The organism is Streptomyces sp. NPDC029014 (assembly GCF_055564695.1).
In genome coordinates, this window is record NZ_JBVHVT010000051.1 from 1 (window position 1) to 16125 (window position 16125).

General features: G+C 76.2%; 14 protein-coding genes. 6 read left to right on the plus strand and 8 right to left on the minus strand.

Annotated elements, in window-relative coordinates; genetic code table 11:
* Positions 1-119: 119 nt before the first annotated feature.
* Positions 120-1565, minus strand: coding sequence for a wax ester/triacylglycerol synthase family O-acyltransferase (locus tag ACZ4VL_RS25815; protein ID WP_468204325.1), 1446 nt, complete (start codon positions 1563-1565; stop codon positions 120-122).
* 234 nt (positions 1566-1799) lie between these two features.
* On the opposite strand from ACZ4VL_RS25815, the gene ACZ4VL_RS25820 reads away from it, so the two are divergent.
* The 3 genes from ACZ4VL_RS25820 (at position 1800) to ACZ4VL_RS25830 (ending at position 4722) form a co-directional block, all read left to right on the plus strand.
* Positions 1800-2909, plus strand: coding sequence for a WD40/YVTN/BNR-like repeat-containing protein (locus tag ACZ4VL_RS25820; protein ID WP_468204326.1), 1110 nt, complete (start codon positions 1800-1802; stop codon positions 2907-2909).
* Positions 2910-2978: 69 nt separating this feature from the next.
* Complete coding sequence (locus ACZ4VL_RS25825) at positions 2979-3662, plus strand: uracil-DNA glycosylase (protein WP_468204328.1); 684 nt, start codon at positions 2979-2981, stop codon at positions 3660-3662.
* Positions 3663-3798: 136 nt separating this feature from the next.
* A complete protein-coding gene (locus tag ACZ4VL_RS25830) occupies positions 3799-4722 on the plus strand; it encodes a sirohydrochlorin chelatase (RefSeq protein WP_468204330.1) in 924 nt (307 codons plus the stop codon).
* A 115-nt stretch (positions 4723-4837) separates the two neighbouring features.
* Here the strand turns inward: ACZ4VL_RS25830 and ACZ4VL_RS25835 are convergent, their stop codons facing one another.
* The 3 genes from ACZ4VL_RS25835 to ACZ4VL_RS25845 all read right to left on the minus strand — a co-directional run bounded on the left by ACZ4VL_RS25835 (position 4838) and on the right by ACZ4VL_RS25845 (position 8834).
* Complete coding sequence (locus tag ACZ4VL_RS25835) at positions 4838-5911, minus strand: lactonase family protein (RefSeq protein ID WP_468204430.1); 1074 nt, start codon at positions 5909-5911, stop codon at positions 4838-4840.
* A gap of 99 nt (positions 5912-6010) precedes the next feature.
* On the minus strand, positions 6011-7147 hold the full coding sequence (locus tag ACZ4VL_RS25840; protein ID WP_468204333.1) for a nitric oxide synthase oxygenase: 1137 nt from the start codon (positions 7145-7147) through the stop codon (positions 6011-6013).
* Between the two features lie 193 nt (positions 7148-7340).
* Complete coding sequence (locus ACZ4VL_RS25845; protein WP_468204432.1) at positions 7341-8834, minus strand: FUSC family protein; 1494 nt, start codon at positions 8832-8834, stop codon at positions 7341-7343.
* Positions 8835-9360: 526 nt separating this feature from the next.
* Between ACZ4VL_RS25845 and ACZ4VL_RS25850 the strand changes: the two genes are divergently transcribed.
* Positions 9361-10074 carry an erythromycin esterase family protein gene (locus tag ACZ4VL_RS25850; RefSeq protein WP_468204336.1) on the plus strand — a complete coding sequence of 238 codons (714 nt, stop codon included), beginning with the start codon at positions 9361-9363 and terminating at the stop codon, positions 10072-10074.
* On the opposite strand, the gene ACZ4VL_RS25855 is transcribed toward ACZ4VL_RS25850, so the two are convergent.
* Positions 9957-10550 carry a histidine phosphatase family protein gene (locus tag ACZ4VL_RS25855; RefSeq protein WP_468204338.1) on the minus strand — a complete coding sequence of 198 codons (594 nt, stop codon included), beginning with the start codon at positions 10548-10550 and terminating at the stop codon, positions 9957-9959. The two genes, ACZ4VL_RS25850 and ACZ4VL_RS25855, sit on opposite strands and share 118 nt — an antisense overlap.
* Positions 10551-10666: 116 nt before the next feature.
* Between ACZ4VL_RS25855 and ACZ4VL_RS25860 the strand changes: the two genes are divergently transcribed.
* Entirely contained in the window at positions 10667-11242 is a 576-nt protein-coding gene (locus ACZ4VL_RS25860; RefSeq protein ID WP_468204340.1) for an RNA polymerase sigma factor, read from the plus strand.
* Here the strand turns inward: ACZ4VL_RS25860 and ACZ4VL_RS25865 are convergent.
* The 3 genes from ACZ4VL_RS25865 to ACZ4VL_RS25875 all read right to left on the minus strand — a co-directional run bounded on the left by ACZ4VL_RS25865 (position 11169) and on the right by ACZ4VL_RS25875 (position 15352).
* A complete protein-coding gene (locus ACZ4VL_RS25865) occupies positions 11169-12215 on the minus strand; it encodes a MerR family transcriptional regulator (RefSeq protein ID WP_468204433.1) in 1047 nt (348 codons plus the stop codon). The two genes, ACZ4VL_RS25860 and ACZ4VL_RS25865, sit on opposite strands and share 74 nt — an antisense overlap.
* Positions 12216-12381: 166 nt before the next feature.
* Positions 12382-13755, minus strand: a complete 1374-nt coding sequence (locus tag ACZ4VL_RS25870; RefSeq protein WP_468204436.1) for a cryptochrome/photolyase family protein — start codon at positions 13753-13755, stop codon at positions 12382-12384.
* Positions 13756-13789: 34 nt separating this feature from the next.
* Positions 13790-15352: an SDR family oxidoreductase gene (locus tag ACZ4VL_RS25875; RefSeq protein ID WP_468204343.1), complete on the minus strand. Its 1563-nt coding sequence runs from the start codon at positions 15350-15352 to the stop codon at positions 13790-13792.
* A 174-nt stretch (positions 15353-15526) separates the two neighbouring features.
* On the opposite strand from ACZ4VL_RS25875, the gene ACZ4VL_RS25880 reads away from it, so the two are divergent.
* On the plus strand, positions 15527-16006 hold the full coding sequence (locus tag ACZ4VL_RS25880; protein WP_468204345.1) for an Lrp/AsnC family transcriptional regulator: 480 nt from the start codon (positions 15527-15529) through the stop codon (positions 16004-16006).
* The last annotated feature ends 119 nt before the right edge of the window (positions 16007-16125 follow it).

Here is a 16125-nt window from a genome sequence, read left to right on the forward strand (position 1 = left end):
CTCCCCTCCCTCCCCCCCCCCCCCCCCCCCCCCCCCCCCCCCCCCCCCCCCCCCCCCCCCCCCCCCCCCCCCCCCCGCCGGGGGCGCCGGGGGCGGCCGGGCGGCCGGGGCGGCGGCGGTTACGAGACCTCACGGACCAGGGCGTCGAGTTCCTCGCGGAGGGCCTCTGCGAGGGCGGCCAGGTCCGGTACGGCCGCCGCGTCGGCGACCAGGCCGTAGTGGACCGTGTCCTTGTACGTGGACACGGCGACGGCGAGGGCGTGTCCGCGGGCCAGTGGGGCCAGCGGGTAGACCTCCCGGACCCGGCTGCCGCCGAGGGTGAAGGTGAAGCCGGGCAGCGGGACGCTGGTGACCAGGATGTCGAAGAGCAGCCGGGCCGCCTGGGCGACCAGCGGACCGCCCAGCCGGTGGCCGAGCGGGTGCACGTGGTCGGCGAGCAGGGCGACGGCCCCGGCGCCCCGCGCGGGCCCGGCCTCCTTGTTGCGGTCCATGCCGGTCCGGACCCGCTCCAGCCGGCGCAGCGGATCCGGCTCTTCGATCGGGAGCCGCAGCAGGTAGCCGGAGAGCCGGTTGCCGTACCGCGGGTCGGCGCCGGGCCTGCGGCGGGATACCGGTATCAGGGCGCGCGGGCCGGGCCCCTCGGGGAGGGTGTCGCCGCGGTCGGTGAGCCAGCGCCGCAGGCCCCCCGCGACCAGGGTGATCAGGACGTCGTTGACGGTGCCGCCGGCGACCTTGCGGATGCGGTTGACGTCGTCCAGGGCGAGGGCGAGGCCGGCGACGGCCCGGGTTCCGGTCCCGCCGGCACCCGCGGTCAGCGCGGCGGGGACGGCGAGGGGCAGGCCGGAGCGGGCCATGGCCGCGCCGATCTCCAGGGCCTGCCCGACGCCCTGGATCCGGGTGGCCAGGAGGCCGGGGAGGTCGCGCAGGGCGGGGACGGGGGCCGGGGGTTCGGGCCGCGGGCGCGCGAGTCCCCGTACGGTCGGGCCCTCGTCGAAGAGGGTGGCCGCGAGGGCGAGGGCCGCGAGCCCGTCGGCGAGGGCGTGGTGGAACTTGAACAGGACGGCGAAGGAGCGCGGGTCGGGCCCGGCCAGGACGTGCGCCTCCCACGGCGGCCGGTCCCGGTCGAGGGGCCGGGCCATCAGCGGGCCCGCCGCGGCCCGCGGGTCCGGGGTGCGGACGAGGAAGACGTGCCGGGCCGGATCGAAGTCCGCGTCGGGCGCCCAGGCGGCGGCCCCGACGGGCAGCAGCACGTCGTGGATCCGGCGGCGCAGGCCGGGCACGGTCGTGCAGCGGGCGGTGAGGAGTGCGGCGGCGCGGGCCGCGGGGTCGGCGTCCGTGCCGGGGTCGGGGCCGCTCCCGGGGCCGGGGCGCAGGGCCGGGTGGCCCTTGCCCTTTCTCTTTCCCGTGCCCGTTCCCTTGCCGGGACGGGATCCGGGGCCGGGGCCGGGGGCGGGGTCCTGGGTGGCGGCGTCGAAGACCGCGAGGGCGCCGAGATGCATGGGGTGGTCGGCGGACTCGATCCGCCAGAAGGCGAGGTCGAGCGGGGAAAGGTGCTCTGTGACCACGTAGTGCCTCTCGCGAGCAGTGGCTGAGGCTGGAAGTCAACCCCTTTCGCCCTCCTACGATCAAGTAGCCACACTTTTCACGCACCTGCCGGTCGATGCCGATCAGCCGGACAGGGCTGCGGTGCGGCCACCGGGCCGTGGTCGGCGGGCGGGTGCAGACTGGCCGGAAGACGATCGGCGCGACGACCGGGACGGCGGTCGGAGCAGTCGTCAAAGATGCCGGAGGTGTCGGCGATGCCAGAGGTGCTGCTCCTCGCGGGGACGCGCAAGGGGCTCTTCATCGGCCGCCGGGAGGCCGGCGGCCCGTGGCGGTTCGACGGGCCGCACTTCAACGCCCAGGCGGTGTACGCGGCCGCGATCGACCGGCGCGGGCCGGCGCCGCGGCTGCTCGTCGCCGGGGACAGCTCCCACTGGGGGCCGTCGGTGTTCACCTCGGACGACCTGGGGGCGAGCTGGCAGGAACCGGCCGAGCCCGCGGTGCGGTTCCCGAAGGACACCGGCGCCTCGCTGGAGCGGGTCTGGCAGTTGCATCCGGCCGGTCCCGAGGCGCCGGACGTGGTGTACGCGGGCACCGAGCCGGCGGCCCTGTTCCGCTCGACGGACCGCGGCAGGAGCTTCGAGCTGGTCCGCGCCCTGTGGGAGCACCCGACCCGCGGGAGCTGGGTTCCGGGCGGCGGGGGTGAGGGGCTGCACACGGTCCTGACCGACCCGGCGGACCCGGCTGCGGTGACGGTGGCCGTGTCCACCGCGGGCGTGTTCCGCACCCTGGACGGCGGCGCCAGCTGGACCCCGGCCAACCGCGGCGTCTCGGCGGTGTTCCTCCCGGACCCGCATCCGGAATTCGGCCAGTGCGTCCACAAGGTCGTCCAGGACGCCGGCGACCGGAACCGGCTGTACCTGCAGAACCACTGGGGCGTGTACCGCAGCGACGACGCGGGCGGGCAGTGGACGGACATCGGCGGCGGCCTGCCGTCCGACTTCGGCTTCGCCGTGGCCGCGCACCCGCACCGCCCCGGCACCGCGTACGTCTTCCCGCTCAACGCCGACTCCGACCGGGTCCCCGCCGAGCACCGGTGCCGGGTCTTCCGCACCGGCGACGCGGGCGCCACCTGGGAGCCGCTCACCCGCGGACTCCCTGACGGGGACCACTACGGCACGGTGCTGCGCGACGCCCTGTGCACGGACGACGCCGACCCGGCCGGCATCTATTTCGGCAACCGCAACGGCGAGTTGTACGCCAGCGACGACGACGGTGAGAGCTGGCAGTTGCTCGCGGCACACCTGCCGGACGTGCTGTGCGTACGGGCGGCGGTGCTCGACGGCCGTGACGGCGCGGGCGGTTGAGACGGGGACGGGACGTGCTGCCGGGACGGCGGTGCGGGGTGGCCGATTCGGCCAGTAGAGTGACTCGCTGTGGCAGCACGACCGTTGAACGAGATCGTCGAGCCGGGCTGGGCCCGTGCTCTGGAGCCGGTGGCGGCGCAGATCGCCGCGATGGGCGACTTCCTGCGCGCCGAGATCGCGGCGGGCAGAACCTACCTCCCGTCCGGGGCGAACGTCCTGCGGGCGTTCCAGCAGCCCTTCGACGAGGTGAAGGTGCTCATCGTCGGGCAGGACCCGTACCCCACCCCGGGGCACGCGATGGGCCTGTCCTTCTCGGTGGCGCCCGAGGTACGCCCGCTGCCGCCGAGCCTGGAGAACATCTTCCGCGAGCTCCACACCGACCTCGGCCTGCCGCGCCCCGCCAACGGCGACCTGACCCCGTGGGCCCGCCAGGGCGTACTGCTGCTGAACCGGTCGCTCACCACCGCCCCGCGCAAGACCAACGGCCACCAGGGCAAGGGCTGGGAAGCGGTCACCGAGCAGGCGATCCGGGCGCTCGCGGCGCGCGACAAGCCGCTGGTGTCGATCCTCTGGGGCCGACCCGCGCGCAACGTGCGGCCGCTGCTCGGCCCGTTGCCGGCCGTGGAGTCGGTCCACCCCTCCCCCATGTCCGCCGACAACGGGTTCTTCGGCTCCCGGCCGTTCAGCCGCGCCAACGACCTCCTGGTCCGGCAGGGGGCGCAGCCGGTGGACTGGCGGCTTCCTGCCGGCTGATGTTCGCCGGTCGGTGTCCGCCGGTTGATGTTCAGTTGAACCTTATACGACATTCATCGGATAAATACGGACAGATGCCGCCCGGGTGGACCCTGACCGAACACCTGGTTCCGATAAGCCAGTAGCATGCGGCGCCATGAGCTCCCCCACTGGGCCCGCAAATGGCCTGCCCGTACGAATGCCGCGACCCCGCCAGACCGGACGCCACCGCCGGCCCGAGCCCGCGGTGGCCCCCGAGGGAGCGCCCGCGCTGGTGCTCGCCGTGCCCGGCACCCCCTCGGCCGCGTCGCGCGGTCTCGCGGAAGAGATCATCAGCATCGGCCGCTCCGAGCTCCCCGGCCTGGAGGCCCGTATCGGCTTCCTGGAGGGTGAGGGCGACGAGGGCGCCGAGTTCCCGTCGCTGTCGACCGTGCTGACCGCGGTCGCGGGCGAGCGGGTCGCACGCGCCGAGTTCGCCCGCGCCGCCGGGCACGAGGTGCCCGAGCCGACCGGCCCGGACGCCGTGGTCGTCCCGCTGCTCGCCGGCCCGGACGCCGACCTGCTGCGCCGGATCCGCCAGGCCGTGATGGACTCCTCGGCCGCCGTCGAGCTGGCCGAGGTGCTCGGCCCGCACCCGCTGCTCGCCGAGGGCCTGCACGTGCGCCTGTCGGAGGCCGGCCTGGCCCGCGCCGACCGCGCCCGCCTGTTCACCGTGACCACGGCCGCCGACGGCATCATCGTGGCCACCACCGGTGGCGAGGAGGCCGTCCAGGTCGCCGGGGTGACCGGCATGCTGCTGGCCGCACGCCTCGCGGTGCCGGTCAAGGCCGCCGCGCTGGACCAGGAGGGCTCGGTGGCCGCGGTAGCCGAGCAGCTGCGCAGCGAGGGCTCGACGCAGCTCGCGCTGGCGCCGTACCTGATCGGCCCGGAGGCCGCCGAGGGGCTGCTGGACACGGCGGCCAAGGAGGCCGACTGCGCGGCCGCCGAGGTGCTGGGCGCGTACGGCGCGCTGGGCAAGCTCGTCGTGACGCAGTACGCCGCGGCCGTCGGGATCAGCCAGGGCGCTTCCGCCGCCCACTGACCCGGCTCCTTCCGTTCCGTACCAGGGCCCGCTCCCCGCTTTCCGGGGGCGGGCCCTCGCGCCGTCCGGGGGCGGGGGCGCGACCCGAGGGCGTTCCGTCGCGGGCGGCGTCCGGTCAGGCGAAGACCACGCAGGCGGCCGCCGGGACGGGCAGGGAGCCGGCCCGGCGCGGCTGCCCGGTCCGCGGGTCCACGTCGAACCAGGTGACGTCGCCGGAGTGCTCGTTGGCCGCGTACAGCCGGCGCCCCGAGGGGTCGACGGCCAGGTCGCGCGGCCAGCTGCCGCCGCAGGGCACGCTGCCGGCGGGCCGGGGCCCCTCGACCCCCTCGGCGAGCGAGAAGGTGGCGATGGTGTCGGCGCCACGGACCGCGACCCAGAGGAAGGACCCGTCTGGCGAGGCCACCACAGCCGAGGGGTAGGCCCGTACGCCCCCGGGAAGGCCCTGCGCGGCGAGCGGGACCTCGGCGACCGGTTCCAGCCGCCCGGCCTGCGGATCCCAGCGGCAGACGGTCAGCTGCGGCTCCAGCTCGTGCAGCACGTAGACCGTCCGGCCGGCCGGGTGGAAGGCGAGGTGGCGCGGCCCCGACCCGGACCGCAGGACGGTCTCCGCGTGCAGCCGGAGCGCCCCGGTGGCGGCGTCCGGTGCGCAAATCCGGACCGAGTCGGTGCCGAGGTCGACGCTCAGCACCCAGCGGCCGCCGGGGTCGGGAAGGACCTGGTGGGCGTGCGGCCGCTCCTGCCGGCTCGCGTCGGGTCCGCCGCCCCGGTGGACGAGGACCCGGGCGGGTCCGGAGGGGCTGCCGTCGGCGGCGATCGGGAGGCTGCTGACGCTGCCGGAGGTGTAGTTGGCCGTGAGCAGCCGGCGCCCGGCGATGCTGAGGTGGGTGGGCCCGGAGCCGTCGACCGGGACGGCGGGGCCGAGGGCGGTGAGGCCGCCGCCGGCGGGCCGGAAGGCGGCGACCGCCCCGTGCTCGGTCTCGCTGACGGCGTAGAGCACGCCGGTGCCGTGGTCGAGGGCGAGGTAGGAGGGGTCGGCGAGCTCGTCGGTGGCGGACAGCAGGGTCAGCGCCCCGGTGCGGGGGTCGACGGCCGCGGTGGTGATGCCACGGCCGCCTCCCGAGGTGAACGAGCCGATGTGGACGCGCAGCCCGCGGCCTCCGGAGCGTTCCGCTCCGTGCGTGCCGTCCACGCGCCGCGTGCCGTCCACGCCCTGCGTGCCGTCCGTGCCGTTCACGGGGTGCCCCTCTCCGCCGTTCCGGATGCCTCCGGAGCGACGGTAACAGAAGGTCTAGACCAAATCCCGGCCCTGGGCGCGTTCCACCGCGCCCACGTGGTGCACGTACGTCGTCGCACTCGGCCGGTCCTCGTACGTGCGGTGGAAGACCGGGGTCGCGGCGCCCGAGATCGGCGGCACGATCCAGGACCAGTCCGCCCCCACCTCACGGCCCTTGCGCTCCTCCCGCTGCATGTGGGCGAGGAACCGCCGGGACTCGCCGTGGTGGTCGGCGATGGTGACCCCCGCCCGGTCGAAGGAGTGCAGCACGGCCCGGTTGAGCTCGACGAGGGCGCGGTCCTTCCACAGCGAGCGGTCGCTGGAGGTGTCGAGGCCCAGGCGGCGGCCGACCGCGGGGAGCAGGTTGTACCGGTCCGTGTCGGCGAGGTTGCGGGCGCCGATCTCGGTGCCCATGTACCAGCCGTTGAACGGCGCGGCCGGGTAGTGGATCCCGCCGATCTCCAGGCACATGTTGGAAATGGCCGGAACGGCGTGCCAGCGCAGCCCCCAGTCCGCCCAGCCGGGGTCGTCCGGATGCTCGATCGGCACCTCCATCACGGCGTCGGCCGGGGTGTCGAACCAGCGGGGCTTGTCGTCGACCCCCTGGACGACCAGCGGCAGCAGGTCGAAGGGGGTGCCGGCGCCGCCGTTCCAGCCGAGGGCGCGCAGGGCGCCGGTGAGGGGGGCGTTGCGGGCGTCGCCGACGGTGATCGACGGGTGGTCGCCGTAGCCGGCGTACCGGACCAGCTGTTCGCTCCAGATCAGCGGGCCGGGGCGGTCCGGGGCGTCCGGGGCGAATACGGTGATGGTGGGTCTGACCCGGCCGCCGTTGGTGGCCTCGCGCAGGTGCTGGAAGCATTCTGCGGCGACGGCGTCGGCGTCGGTCAGGCCGCGGCGGTCACGGACGCGCAGCGAGTTCCAGTACAGCCGGCCTATGCAGCGGTTGCTGTTGCGCCAGGCGACCCGGGCCCCGTGGGCCAGCTCCTGCGCGGTGTGCCGGTAGGTGCCGGTGTCCGCGAGCTCGGCCCGGACGTCGGCGAGCCGCCGGCGGGCGTCCCCGGCCTGCGGATTCTCCCGATGGAAGAGCAGGACGAACTCCTCTGCCGCTTGCCACACCTGGTCCGTGGTCGAGCGTTCCCGAAGTATTTCCATCCCGGGCCGTTACCCCCTGTCCGGACAGATCCACCCTGTACGTGCCGCATGAATGTGCGGTGAACAATCACCCGTTGTACATGCCGCAGGTCAACCGGGTGACGTCTACGTGGCCGGAACACTCCACCGGGTGATCCTCGGACGAAGGCGCTGCGGGGGCGAAAGGATCCGGCGTACGATCCCCGTCGGCCGGTCAGGCCGAGATGACGAGCGGTGCCCGCGGATCGGTGCGCAGCGGGGCGTGGAGGGCCACCAGGGCGTGCTCCAGGCCGTGCAGGTGGACGAGGGCGGGCTCCGCGGCGGCGGGCCGCGGGTCGGCCGGCGGGTTGGGTCCGGCCGTGCCCTCGGCCGCGGTCAGCGCCTCCACCGCCGCCTCCACCCGCCAGCAGGCGGCGGCCAGCCGGGCGTCGTGCGAGGCCTGCGGGTCGGCGGCTACGGCCACCAGCCCGCGCACCTCGCGGGCGCAGTCGTCGAGCAGCGCGAGGACCTGCCGGGCGCGGGCCTTGCGGGCGCGCAGCGGGCTCAGCGGGTGGACGAGCGGGGCGAGGGCCGCACGGGCCCGGCCCAGGAGCAGCTCCAGTTCGGCGGCGTGCGGGGCGGGGTCGGCCGCGGGGTCGCCGGCGAGCCGGTCGAGGGCGGCCGCGGTGGCGGCGCGTACGCAGTACAGGGCCCGCTGGATCCAGGCGTCGTTGGCGGCGTGGGTGGTCACCGGGAGGACCAGGGCCACGGCGAGGGCGGCGCCGAGCGCACCGACGGCGGTCTCCTGGAAGCGCAGGAGCAGCAGCCCGGGGTGCAGGACCCCGAGGAGCCCGTACAGCAGGCCCGCCATGACGGTGACGAAGAACATCATCCACGAGTAGGAGGGGGCGGCCGTGTAGAAGATGCCGAAGACGCACACGGCGACGAGCGCGGCGGTGGGCGCGGGGGCGCCGTGCAGCGGTACGGCGATCAGCAGTCCGGCGGCGATGCCGAGGACGGTGCCCAGGACCCGGCGGAAGCCGCGGACGAGGGTCTCGCCGCGGGAGGCGGTGTTGACGAAGATCCACCAGGCGGTGCCGACGGCCCAGTACCAGCGGTCTTCGGAGAGCGCCTGGCCGACGGCGAGGGCGAAGGCGCAGGCGGCGGTGGCCTGGAAGGCCTGCCGCGTGGTCGGCCGGGCCAGGCCGGTGCCGGGCAGGGCGGGCGGCGCGGGCGGGGGCGGGGTGCGCCGCTCGATGGGCCACAGCACGAACCGCACCGCGGCGGCGGACAGCAGGGCCAGGCCGACGGCGGCGTACAGCTCGGGCAGCTGGGCGGGGACGGCGTGCAGGAACTGCGTGACGAAGAACATCATGAAGCCGAAGATCCCGAGGGCGTGCCCGCGGGGTCCGAAACGGCGGGCGTAGACCCCGGCGAAGACGACGGCCAGGAAGGCGGCGTCGCGGAGGTGGGGCACGCCGTGCAGGGTGGTGGCCAGGGCCAGGACGGGGAACCCGGCGACGGGCAGCAGCGCGGTCGTCAGGCGCTGCGCGCCCACGCCTGCGTCGAGCACGGTGAAGAGCGCGAGCAGGGCGGCCAGGCCGCCGGTGATGGACGCGGTGAGGGAGAGACCGGACAGTTCGGCCACCGCCACGGCGAGGCCGACGCCGATCACGGCCCGCAGCGAGTTCCGCAGTCTCAGGAGCCCCGGGTCCGGAGCCACGAACATCCTCTTCACGGCGGTGTGCCGCCCCCTCACGGTGGTGCGCGCCGGCCCGGCGTCCGCCCGGGGGTGGTGGGCGGGTGCGCGCGCACGGCGAAGGCGCCGCGCTCCGGACCGGCCTCGTTGCCGCCCGGCGCTGCGCGGCGCCGCAAGTACATGGATACGACACAGATAACCACCTCCCGGCCCGACGGCTCAAACGAGCCTCGTGGCACTGGGCCATTGGCCCAGTGGAAGCGGCGTTTCATCGGCCATGCGGAGGCCATTGGGGGGGTGTCCGGCGTCCGGGCCTCTCGGGGGGCGTGGAGGGGCGGCAGCCCGCCCTCACCTCGGCCGAACACGCATCCTTACGGGAACGCGAACCCCCGAACGGGGAGGCCGACCGCCCGCGCAGCCGCGCGGGCGAGGGAGGGGGCGCCGCCGTGCCCGACGGCATGACGGACTGGCTGATCGCACACGCCCGGACCCTGGGCGCCCTGGATCCCGGCGCCCGTACGAGGACCTCGCCCCGCTGCGCGGCGCGCTGCGGGACATGCGGGTGGTGGGCCTGGGCGAATCCACGTACGGAACCCGGGAGTTCTTCCGGCTCAAGCACCGCGTGCTGGAATTCCTGGTGCGGGAGGCGGGGTGCACGGTCCTGGCCATGGAGGCCGGCGAGTCCGCCGCCCGCGCCGTGGACGCGTACGTGCGCGGCGGGCCCGGGGACCCGGCCCGGCTCATCGCCCGGCTGGGTTTCTGGACCTGGCGCACCGAGGAGGTGCTCGACGTGGTCGAGTGGATGCGGGCCCACAACCGGGGTGCGCCGCCCGAGCGGCAGGTGCGGTTCGCGGACATCGGTCCGCAGCTGTGCGGCGATTCGGTCGAGGCCGTCGCCTCGTCCCTGGCCCGGGTGGCGCCGGAGCGCGTCGCGGACTTCGGCGGCCCGGAGGTGCTGGCGCACGCCCGGCCCGGCACCCGGCGCGACCCGGACCGGCTGCTGCTGCAGTCCGCCCGGTCCCTCGTCGCCTTCCTGGGTGCGCACCGGGCGGAGTTCGCGGCGCGGACCACGGCGGAGGCGGCGGACGACGTCGTCGAGCACGCGCACATGATCGGCCGGGCCGCCGACGTGGTGACCCGGGCCCGCGCTGCTCAGGGGCGGGTGTTCCAGCCGGAGATCACCGGCAGCCCGTGCTCGGTGGACAGCTCGCTGACGGTGCCCGTGCGCAGCAGGAAGAGCCGGCCGTCCTGCGGGGGCAGCCCCAGGTAGCGGGCGGTCAGGACGCGCAGGAGGTGGCCGTGCGCGACGAGGACGGCGTCGCCGCCGTCCGCGGCGAGGACGGGGGCCACCCGGGCGAGGACGCGGTCCGCACGGGCACCGACCCGGGCCGCGTCCTCGCCGGGGTGCCCGGCGTCGCCGGGCGGGACCCCGTCCCGCCAGAGGGACCAGTCCGGCCGGGTGCGCCGGATCTCCTCGGTGGTGACGCCCTCGTAGCCGCCGTAGTCCCATTCGCAGAGGTCGGGGTCGGAGGCGTCGGCGGTCAGCCCGGCGAGGCGGGCGGTGGCGACGGCCCGGCGCAGCGGGCTGGTCAGCACCAGCGCCGGCTGCCGGTCCAGGAAGTACGGGGCCAGGGAGACGGCCTGGTCGGCGCCGTCGGCGGTCAGCGGGACGTCGGTGCGGCCGGTGTGCCGGCCCGTGGCACTCCACTCGGTCTCGCCGTGCCTCACCAGCAGCAGGTCACTCACCCTCCGGACGATAGCCGGTCGGGCCGTCGCCGGCCGGTCCGGCACGCGCCGCTGCCGATTCGATGCGGAATCGCTGCGAGTGGCCGGGCGGGCGGGGTGCTCGCGAGGCTCGGTGCATGGACGCAGTGGAGCGGGAGGAGTGGCTCGCCGCCGGGTTCGCGGCGGGCGACGAGCGCTGTGTGGAGGCGGTGTACCGGCGCTGGAGGCCCCTGGTCCACGCCCTCGCCCACCGGTGCCTGGGCGACGAGCGGGAGGCCGAGGACATCACCCAGCAGGTGTTCCTCGCGGCCTGGCGGGGCCGGGGCCGCTACCGGCCGGGGCCCGGCGGCTTCGGGGCGTGGCTGACCGGGATCACCCGGCACAAGGTCGCGGACGCCCTGGACGCCCGGACCCGGCGGGCCCGTGCGACGGCCGCCGCGGCCCGGGCGGCCCCCGGGGCGGCCGACGGGCCGGGGAGCGCGCCCCTCGGGGAGGCGGAGCGGGCGGTGGACCGGCTCCTCGTCCTCCGGGAGCTGGCCCGGCTGCCGTCGGCGCAGCAGCAGGTGCTGCGGCTGGCCTTCTACGGGGACCTCACCCAGACGCAGATCGCGGACCGCACGGGGCTGCCCCTCGGCACCGTCAAGAGCCATATGCGCCGGGCCCTGGTCCGGTTGCGGCGGACCCTCCCGGAGGCGGTACCGGCGGGGCGATGAGCTCCAGCGCCGAGCGCAGTCCGAGCAGCCGCCCGGTGTGCGGCACGGCCGGGCCGGCGTCCCAGCCGGGCCCGGCGAGGAGCAGCGCCGAGTGGGTGCGGGCGCCGCGCAGGCCCCATTCGATGCCGGCCACCGAGCGGGCGAGGGCGCGGTCGGCGGTGGTGCGGGACTGGGCCCACAGCACGACGGCCCGCGGGCCGGTGCGCCGCACGGCGTCGTGCAGGGCTTCGGCGGGCACGGCCGCACCGAACATCCGGGTGGGCACGCCCCGTTCGCCGAGGGCCGCGGTCAGGGCCTCGATGGGGAGGGTGTGCTGTTCGCCGGGGACGCAGGCCAGCAGGACGGGCGGGGTGCGCGGCGGAGCGGGCCGTGGGCGGATCCGGTGCAGGGCCCCGGAGATGTGCCAGGACAGCAGGTGCTCGACCTCCACGTAGCGCTCGCCGGCCGTGGCCCATTTGCGGCCGACGGCGTGCAGGGCCGGTGCCATGACCTCCTCCCAGGCGGTGACCAGGCCGTGCTCGGCCAGGGCCGCCTCCAGCCGGTCGGCCACCGCCGGCGCGTCCAGGCGTACGGCGGCCCGGGACAGGCCCCGGCACTCGGGGCGGACCGTTCCCAGGGGCAGCACCCCGCCGGGGCCGCCGCCCGGGGCCGGGAGCAGGGCCCCGGGCGGCGGGGCTGCGGGCGGGCCGGCAGCCGGCGCGGTCCGCCCGGGCCGGCCGGGGGCGCCGGCGCGGGCGGTGCGGGCGGCCTCCGCCGGGGGGACTCCCTGCGCGGTGAGCCGGCACATCAGTTCCAGCCGGGCGATGTCCTGCGGGGTCCAGCGGCGGTGCCGGCCGTCCTCGCGCTGGGCGGGGCCGATGGCGTACCGGCGCTCCCAGGAGCGGACCGTCGTCGGGGACACGCCGAGGCGGCGGGCCACGGCGCCGGTGCTCAGGGCGGCGGACGGGTCCTGCGGCGGTACGGCCGCGCGCAGGGACGGTGTGGCCGCACCCGATGGCGGGGGCGCCGCGTTCGGTGGCGGTGTCGCCGCGTTCGGTGGTGGGGGCGCGCTGTCCACGCCGCTCACGATACGGCTGCGGGGCGGCGCCCGGAGACAGGAGCGCGGCGAAGGCGGCGGCAGTGGTGGCGGTGCGGGACGGTCATTCGACTCCCCGTCCCCGGCGGAACCGGTCGAGGCCGTCGGCGAGTTCGACCACGGGGTCGGGATAGTCGTACCGGGCCCGCTCCAGGCCGGGGAGCCGCCAGGGCTCGTGCAGCCGCGGGGCGTCGAGTCCGGCGAGCTCCGGCACCCAGCGGTGCACGTAGTGGCCCTCGGGGTCGAAGCGGAGGCCCTGGCGGACCGGGTTGAGGACCCGGTTGGGCCGGGTGTCGGTGCCCGTGCCGGCCACCCACTGCCAGTTGAGCTGGTTGTTGGCGAGGTCGCCGTCCACGAGGAGGTCGAGGAAGTACCGGGCGCCGACCCGCCAGTCCACGTACAGGGTCTTGGTGAGGAAACTCGCGGTGAGCAGCCGGCCGCGGTTGTGCATCCAGCCCTCGTGGCGGAGCTGGCGCATGGCCGCGTCGACCACCGGATAGCCGGTGCGGCCCTCCTTCCACGCCTCGGTCTCCTCCTCGGCGGCCGTCCCGGTGCGCCAGCGGTCCCCGCGGCCGCGATAGTCCCGGGCGGCGGTCTCGGGGCGGGCGGCGAGCACCTGGTGGTGGAAGTCGCGCCAGCACAGCTGCCGGACGAAGGCCTCGCCGCCGGGGCCGCCCGCGGCGCGGGCGCGCTGGACGGCCTCGGTGGCCGAGAGCGTGCCGAAGTGCAGGTGCGGGGAGAGGCGGGAGGTGGCGTCGCCGGCCAGGTCGTCGTGGAGGTCCTCGTAGCGGGCGAGTCTCCCGTTCAGCCAGCGGCTCAGCAGCGTACGGGCCTCGCGCTCGCCGCCCCGCGCGAGCCCGGGGGAGACCCCGGCGACGGCCAGCCGCCGGGGCAGCGGGTCGGAGCCGATCCCGTCGGGCACGGGCACCGACCGCGGGGCCGCCAGGACCCGGCGCAGCGGGACGTCGGCCCAGCGGCGGAAGTAGGGGGTGAACACGGCGAAGTGGTCGGAGCCGGCGGGGACCAGGGAGCCCGGTGCGGCGGCCGTGACCACCGCCTCGTGGGCGTAGAGACGGCGGCCCTCCGCTTCCAGGGCGGTGCGCAGCCGCTCCTCGCGGGCGCGCGCGTAGCCGCTGACCCCGGCCGCCATGTGGACCTCGTCGGCGTCCTGCTCGCGGACGAGGGCGCAGACCTCGTCGACGGTGTCGCCGGAGCGCAGTACGAGGCGCCCGCCGCGCTCGCGCAGGGCCGCGTCGAGGTCGGCGAGGCAGTCGGCGAGGAAGGCGAGCCGGTTGGGGGCGGCGAAGCCGGCGGCGTCGACGGCGGGGTCCCGGACGAAGAGCGGCACCACGCGGTCGCAGGACGACAGGGCCGCGCGCAGCGGCGGATGGTCGTGCAGGCGCAGGTCGGAGGTGTACAGGACCACCGCGACGTTCATGTGTGCTCGCTCCGCCATGTGTGCTCGCTCCGCTTCAGGGCCGCCCGTGCTCCGCGGGGCGGCTGTCGTCCGGTACTTCGGCCGGTACGGGTGCGGCGGATGCGGTCGCCGCCTCGCCGTCCAGGCGCTGTGCGGCGCGGGCGATGTTGCGGGCCATGCCGCCGAAGACCACGGCGTGGAACGGGGACACGCTCCACCAGTAGAGGTGCCCGAGCAGTCCGTGGGGGTGGAACAGGGCCCGCTGCCGGTAGCGTGCACAGCCGGCCGTGCCGGCCGGCTCCGCGTACATCTCCAGCCAGGCCAGTCCCGGCAGCCGCATCTCGGCGCGCAGCCGCAGCAGCCGGCCCGGCTCGATCTCCTCCACCCGCCAGAAGTCCAGGGAGTCGCCCACCCGCAGCCGGGCCGCGTCCCGCCGGCCGCGGCGGATGCCGACGCCCCCGACGAGCCGGTCCAGCCAGCCCCGTACCGCCCAGGCCAGCGGGAAGGAGTACCAGCCGTTCTCACCGCCGATGCCCTCGACCACCCGCCACAGGGCGCCGGGCGAGGCCTCGACGGCGAGTTCCCGCCGGTCGGTGTAGAGGCTGCCGCCCGCCCAGTCGGGGTCGGTGGGCAGCGGGTCGCTCGGGGCTCCGGGCACGCCGGCGGAGGACCAGCGGGTGGTGACCCGGGCCTCCCGTACCCGCTGCAGGGCGAGCTCCAGGGCCCGGTCCAGGCCGATCGGGGTACCCGGCGGATCGGGGACCCACCGGGCGATGTCGTGCTCGGCGCAGACCACCTCGTGGCGCAGCGACTCGGCGAGCGGCCGGGCCAGGGCCCGCGGCACCGGCGTGACCAGCCCGATCCAATGGCTGGACAGGCCCGGGGTCAGCATCGGCACGCGCAGGATGAACCGCGGGGGGAGCTGGGCCACGGCGGCGTAGCGGTGCATCATCTCCTCGTACGTGACCACGTCGGGGCCGCCGATGTCGAAGGCGCGGCTGACCCCGGCCGGCATGGTGGCGCTGCCGACGAGGTAGCGCAGGACGTCGCGGACGGCGATGGGCTGGACGCGGGTGCCGACCCAGCTGGGGGTGACCATGACGGGCAGCCGTTCGGTGAGGTAGCGCAGCATCTCGAAGGACGCGGAGCCGGAGCCGATGATCACGGCGGCGCGCAGGACGGTCGTCGGCACGCCGGAGGCGAGCAGGATGCCGCCGACCTCGGCGCGGGAGCGCAGGTGCGCGGAGAGCGCGTGCACGGGGATGCCGGCCGGGGTGAGGCCGCCCAGGTAGACGATGCGGCGGACGCCCGCGGCGCGGGCCCGTTCGGCGAAGATGCGGGCGGTGGCGCGGTCGCGTTCCTCGAATCCGGTTCCGCCGCCGAGGGCGTGGACGAGGTAGTAGGCGACGTCGATGCCGTCCAGGGCCGCCGCGACGGAGTCCTCGTCGCCGGCGTCGCCCCGGGCGATCTCGGTGCGGCCCGCCCAGGGGTGGTCGCGCAGCTTCTCCGGGGACCGGGCCAGGCAGCGGACCCGGTGGCCGGCGTCGAGGAGTTCGGGCACCAGCCGGCCGCCGATGTAGCCGGTGGCCCCGGTGACCAGGCAGTTCAGACCGCTCATGGGTTCCCTTTCGCTTTTCCGCCCCTCGGCTCCTGCCCCGTACGGGATTCGGGCAGGCCCCGGTGTCCGGATGCACCGGTGCACGAACGCACGGATGCCGGGCGTTCGCGGACGAAGCGGTCGGCACCGGTCGGCGCCGACCGGTCGGCACTGTGCCATTGGTACAGTCGCGACATGGCGGTGGACGAGCTCGACACCCGGATTCTGCGCCTGTTGATCGAACAGCCGCGCACCAGCGTCCGCGAGTACGCCCGGATCCTCGGGGTCGCCCGCGGCACCCTCCAGGCCCGGCTCGACCGGCTGGAGCGCACCGGTGTGATCACCGGGACCGGCCCGGTGCTCTCCCCCGCCGCGCTCGGCCATCCGGTGCTGGCCTTCGTGCACATCGAGGTGACCCAGGGACACCTGGACGAGGTCGGCGAGGCGCTGGCGGAGGTTCCCGAGATCATCGAGGCGTTCTCGATAACCGGCGGCGGTGACCTGCTGACCCGGGTCGCGGCCCGCGACAACGCCCACCTGGAGGACGTGATCCAGCGGCTGATCCGGCTCCCGGGGGTGGTCCGGACCCGTACCGAGGTGGCGCTGCGGGAGCGGGTGGCCCACCGCCTGCTGCCGCTGGTCGAGGCCGTGGGGCGGGCGGCCCGCACCCCCTGACGGCCTCGACCTCCCGTCCGGCGGTACGTTCGGCGCGGACCGTCCGGCGCGGACCGTGGCGCACGGTCCGTGGCGCACGGTCCGTGGCGCACGGGGCCTGGCGGGGCGGGCGGGGCGCT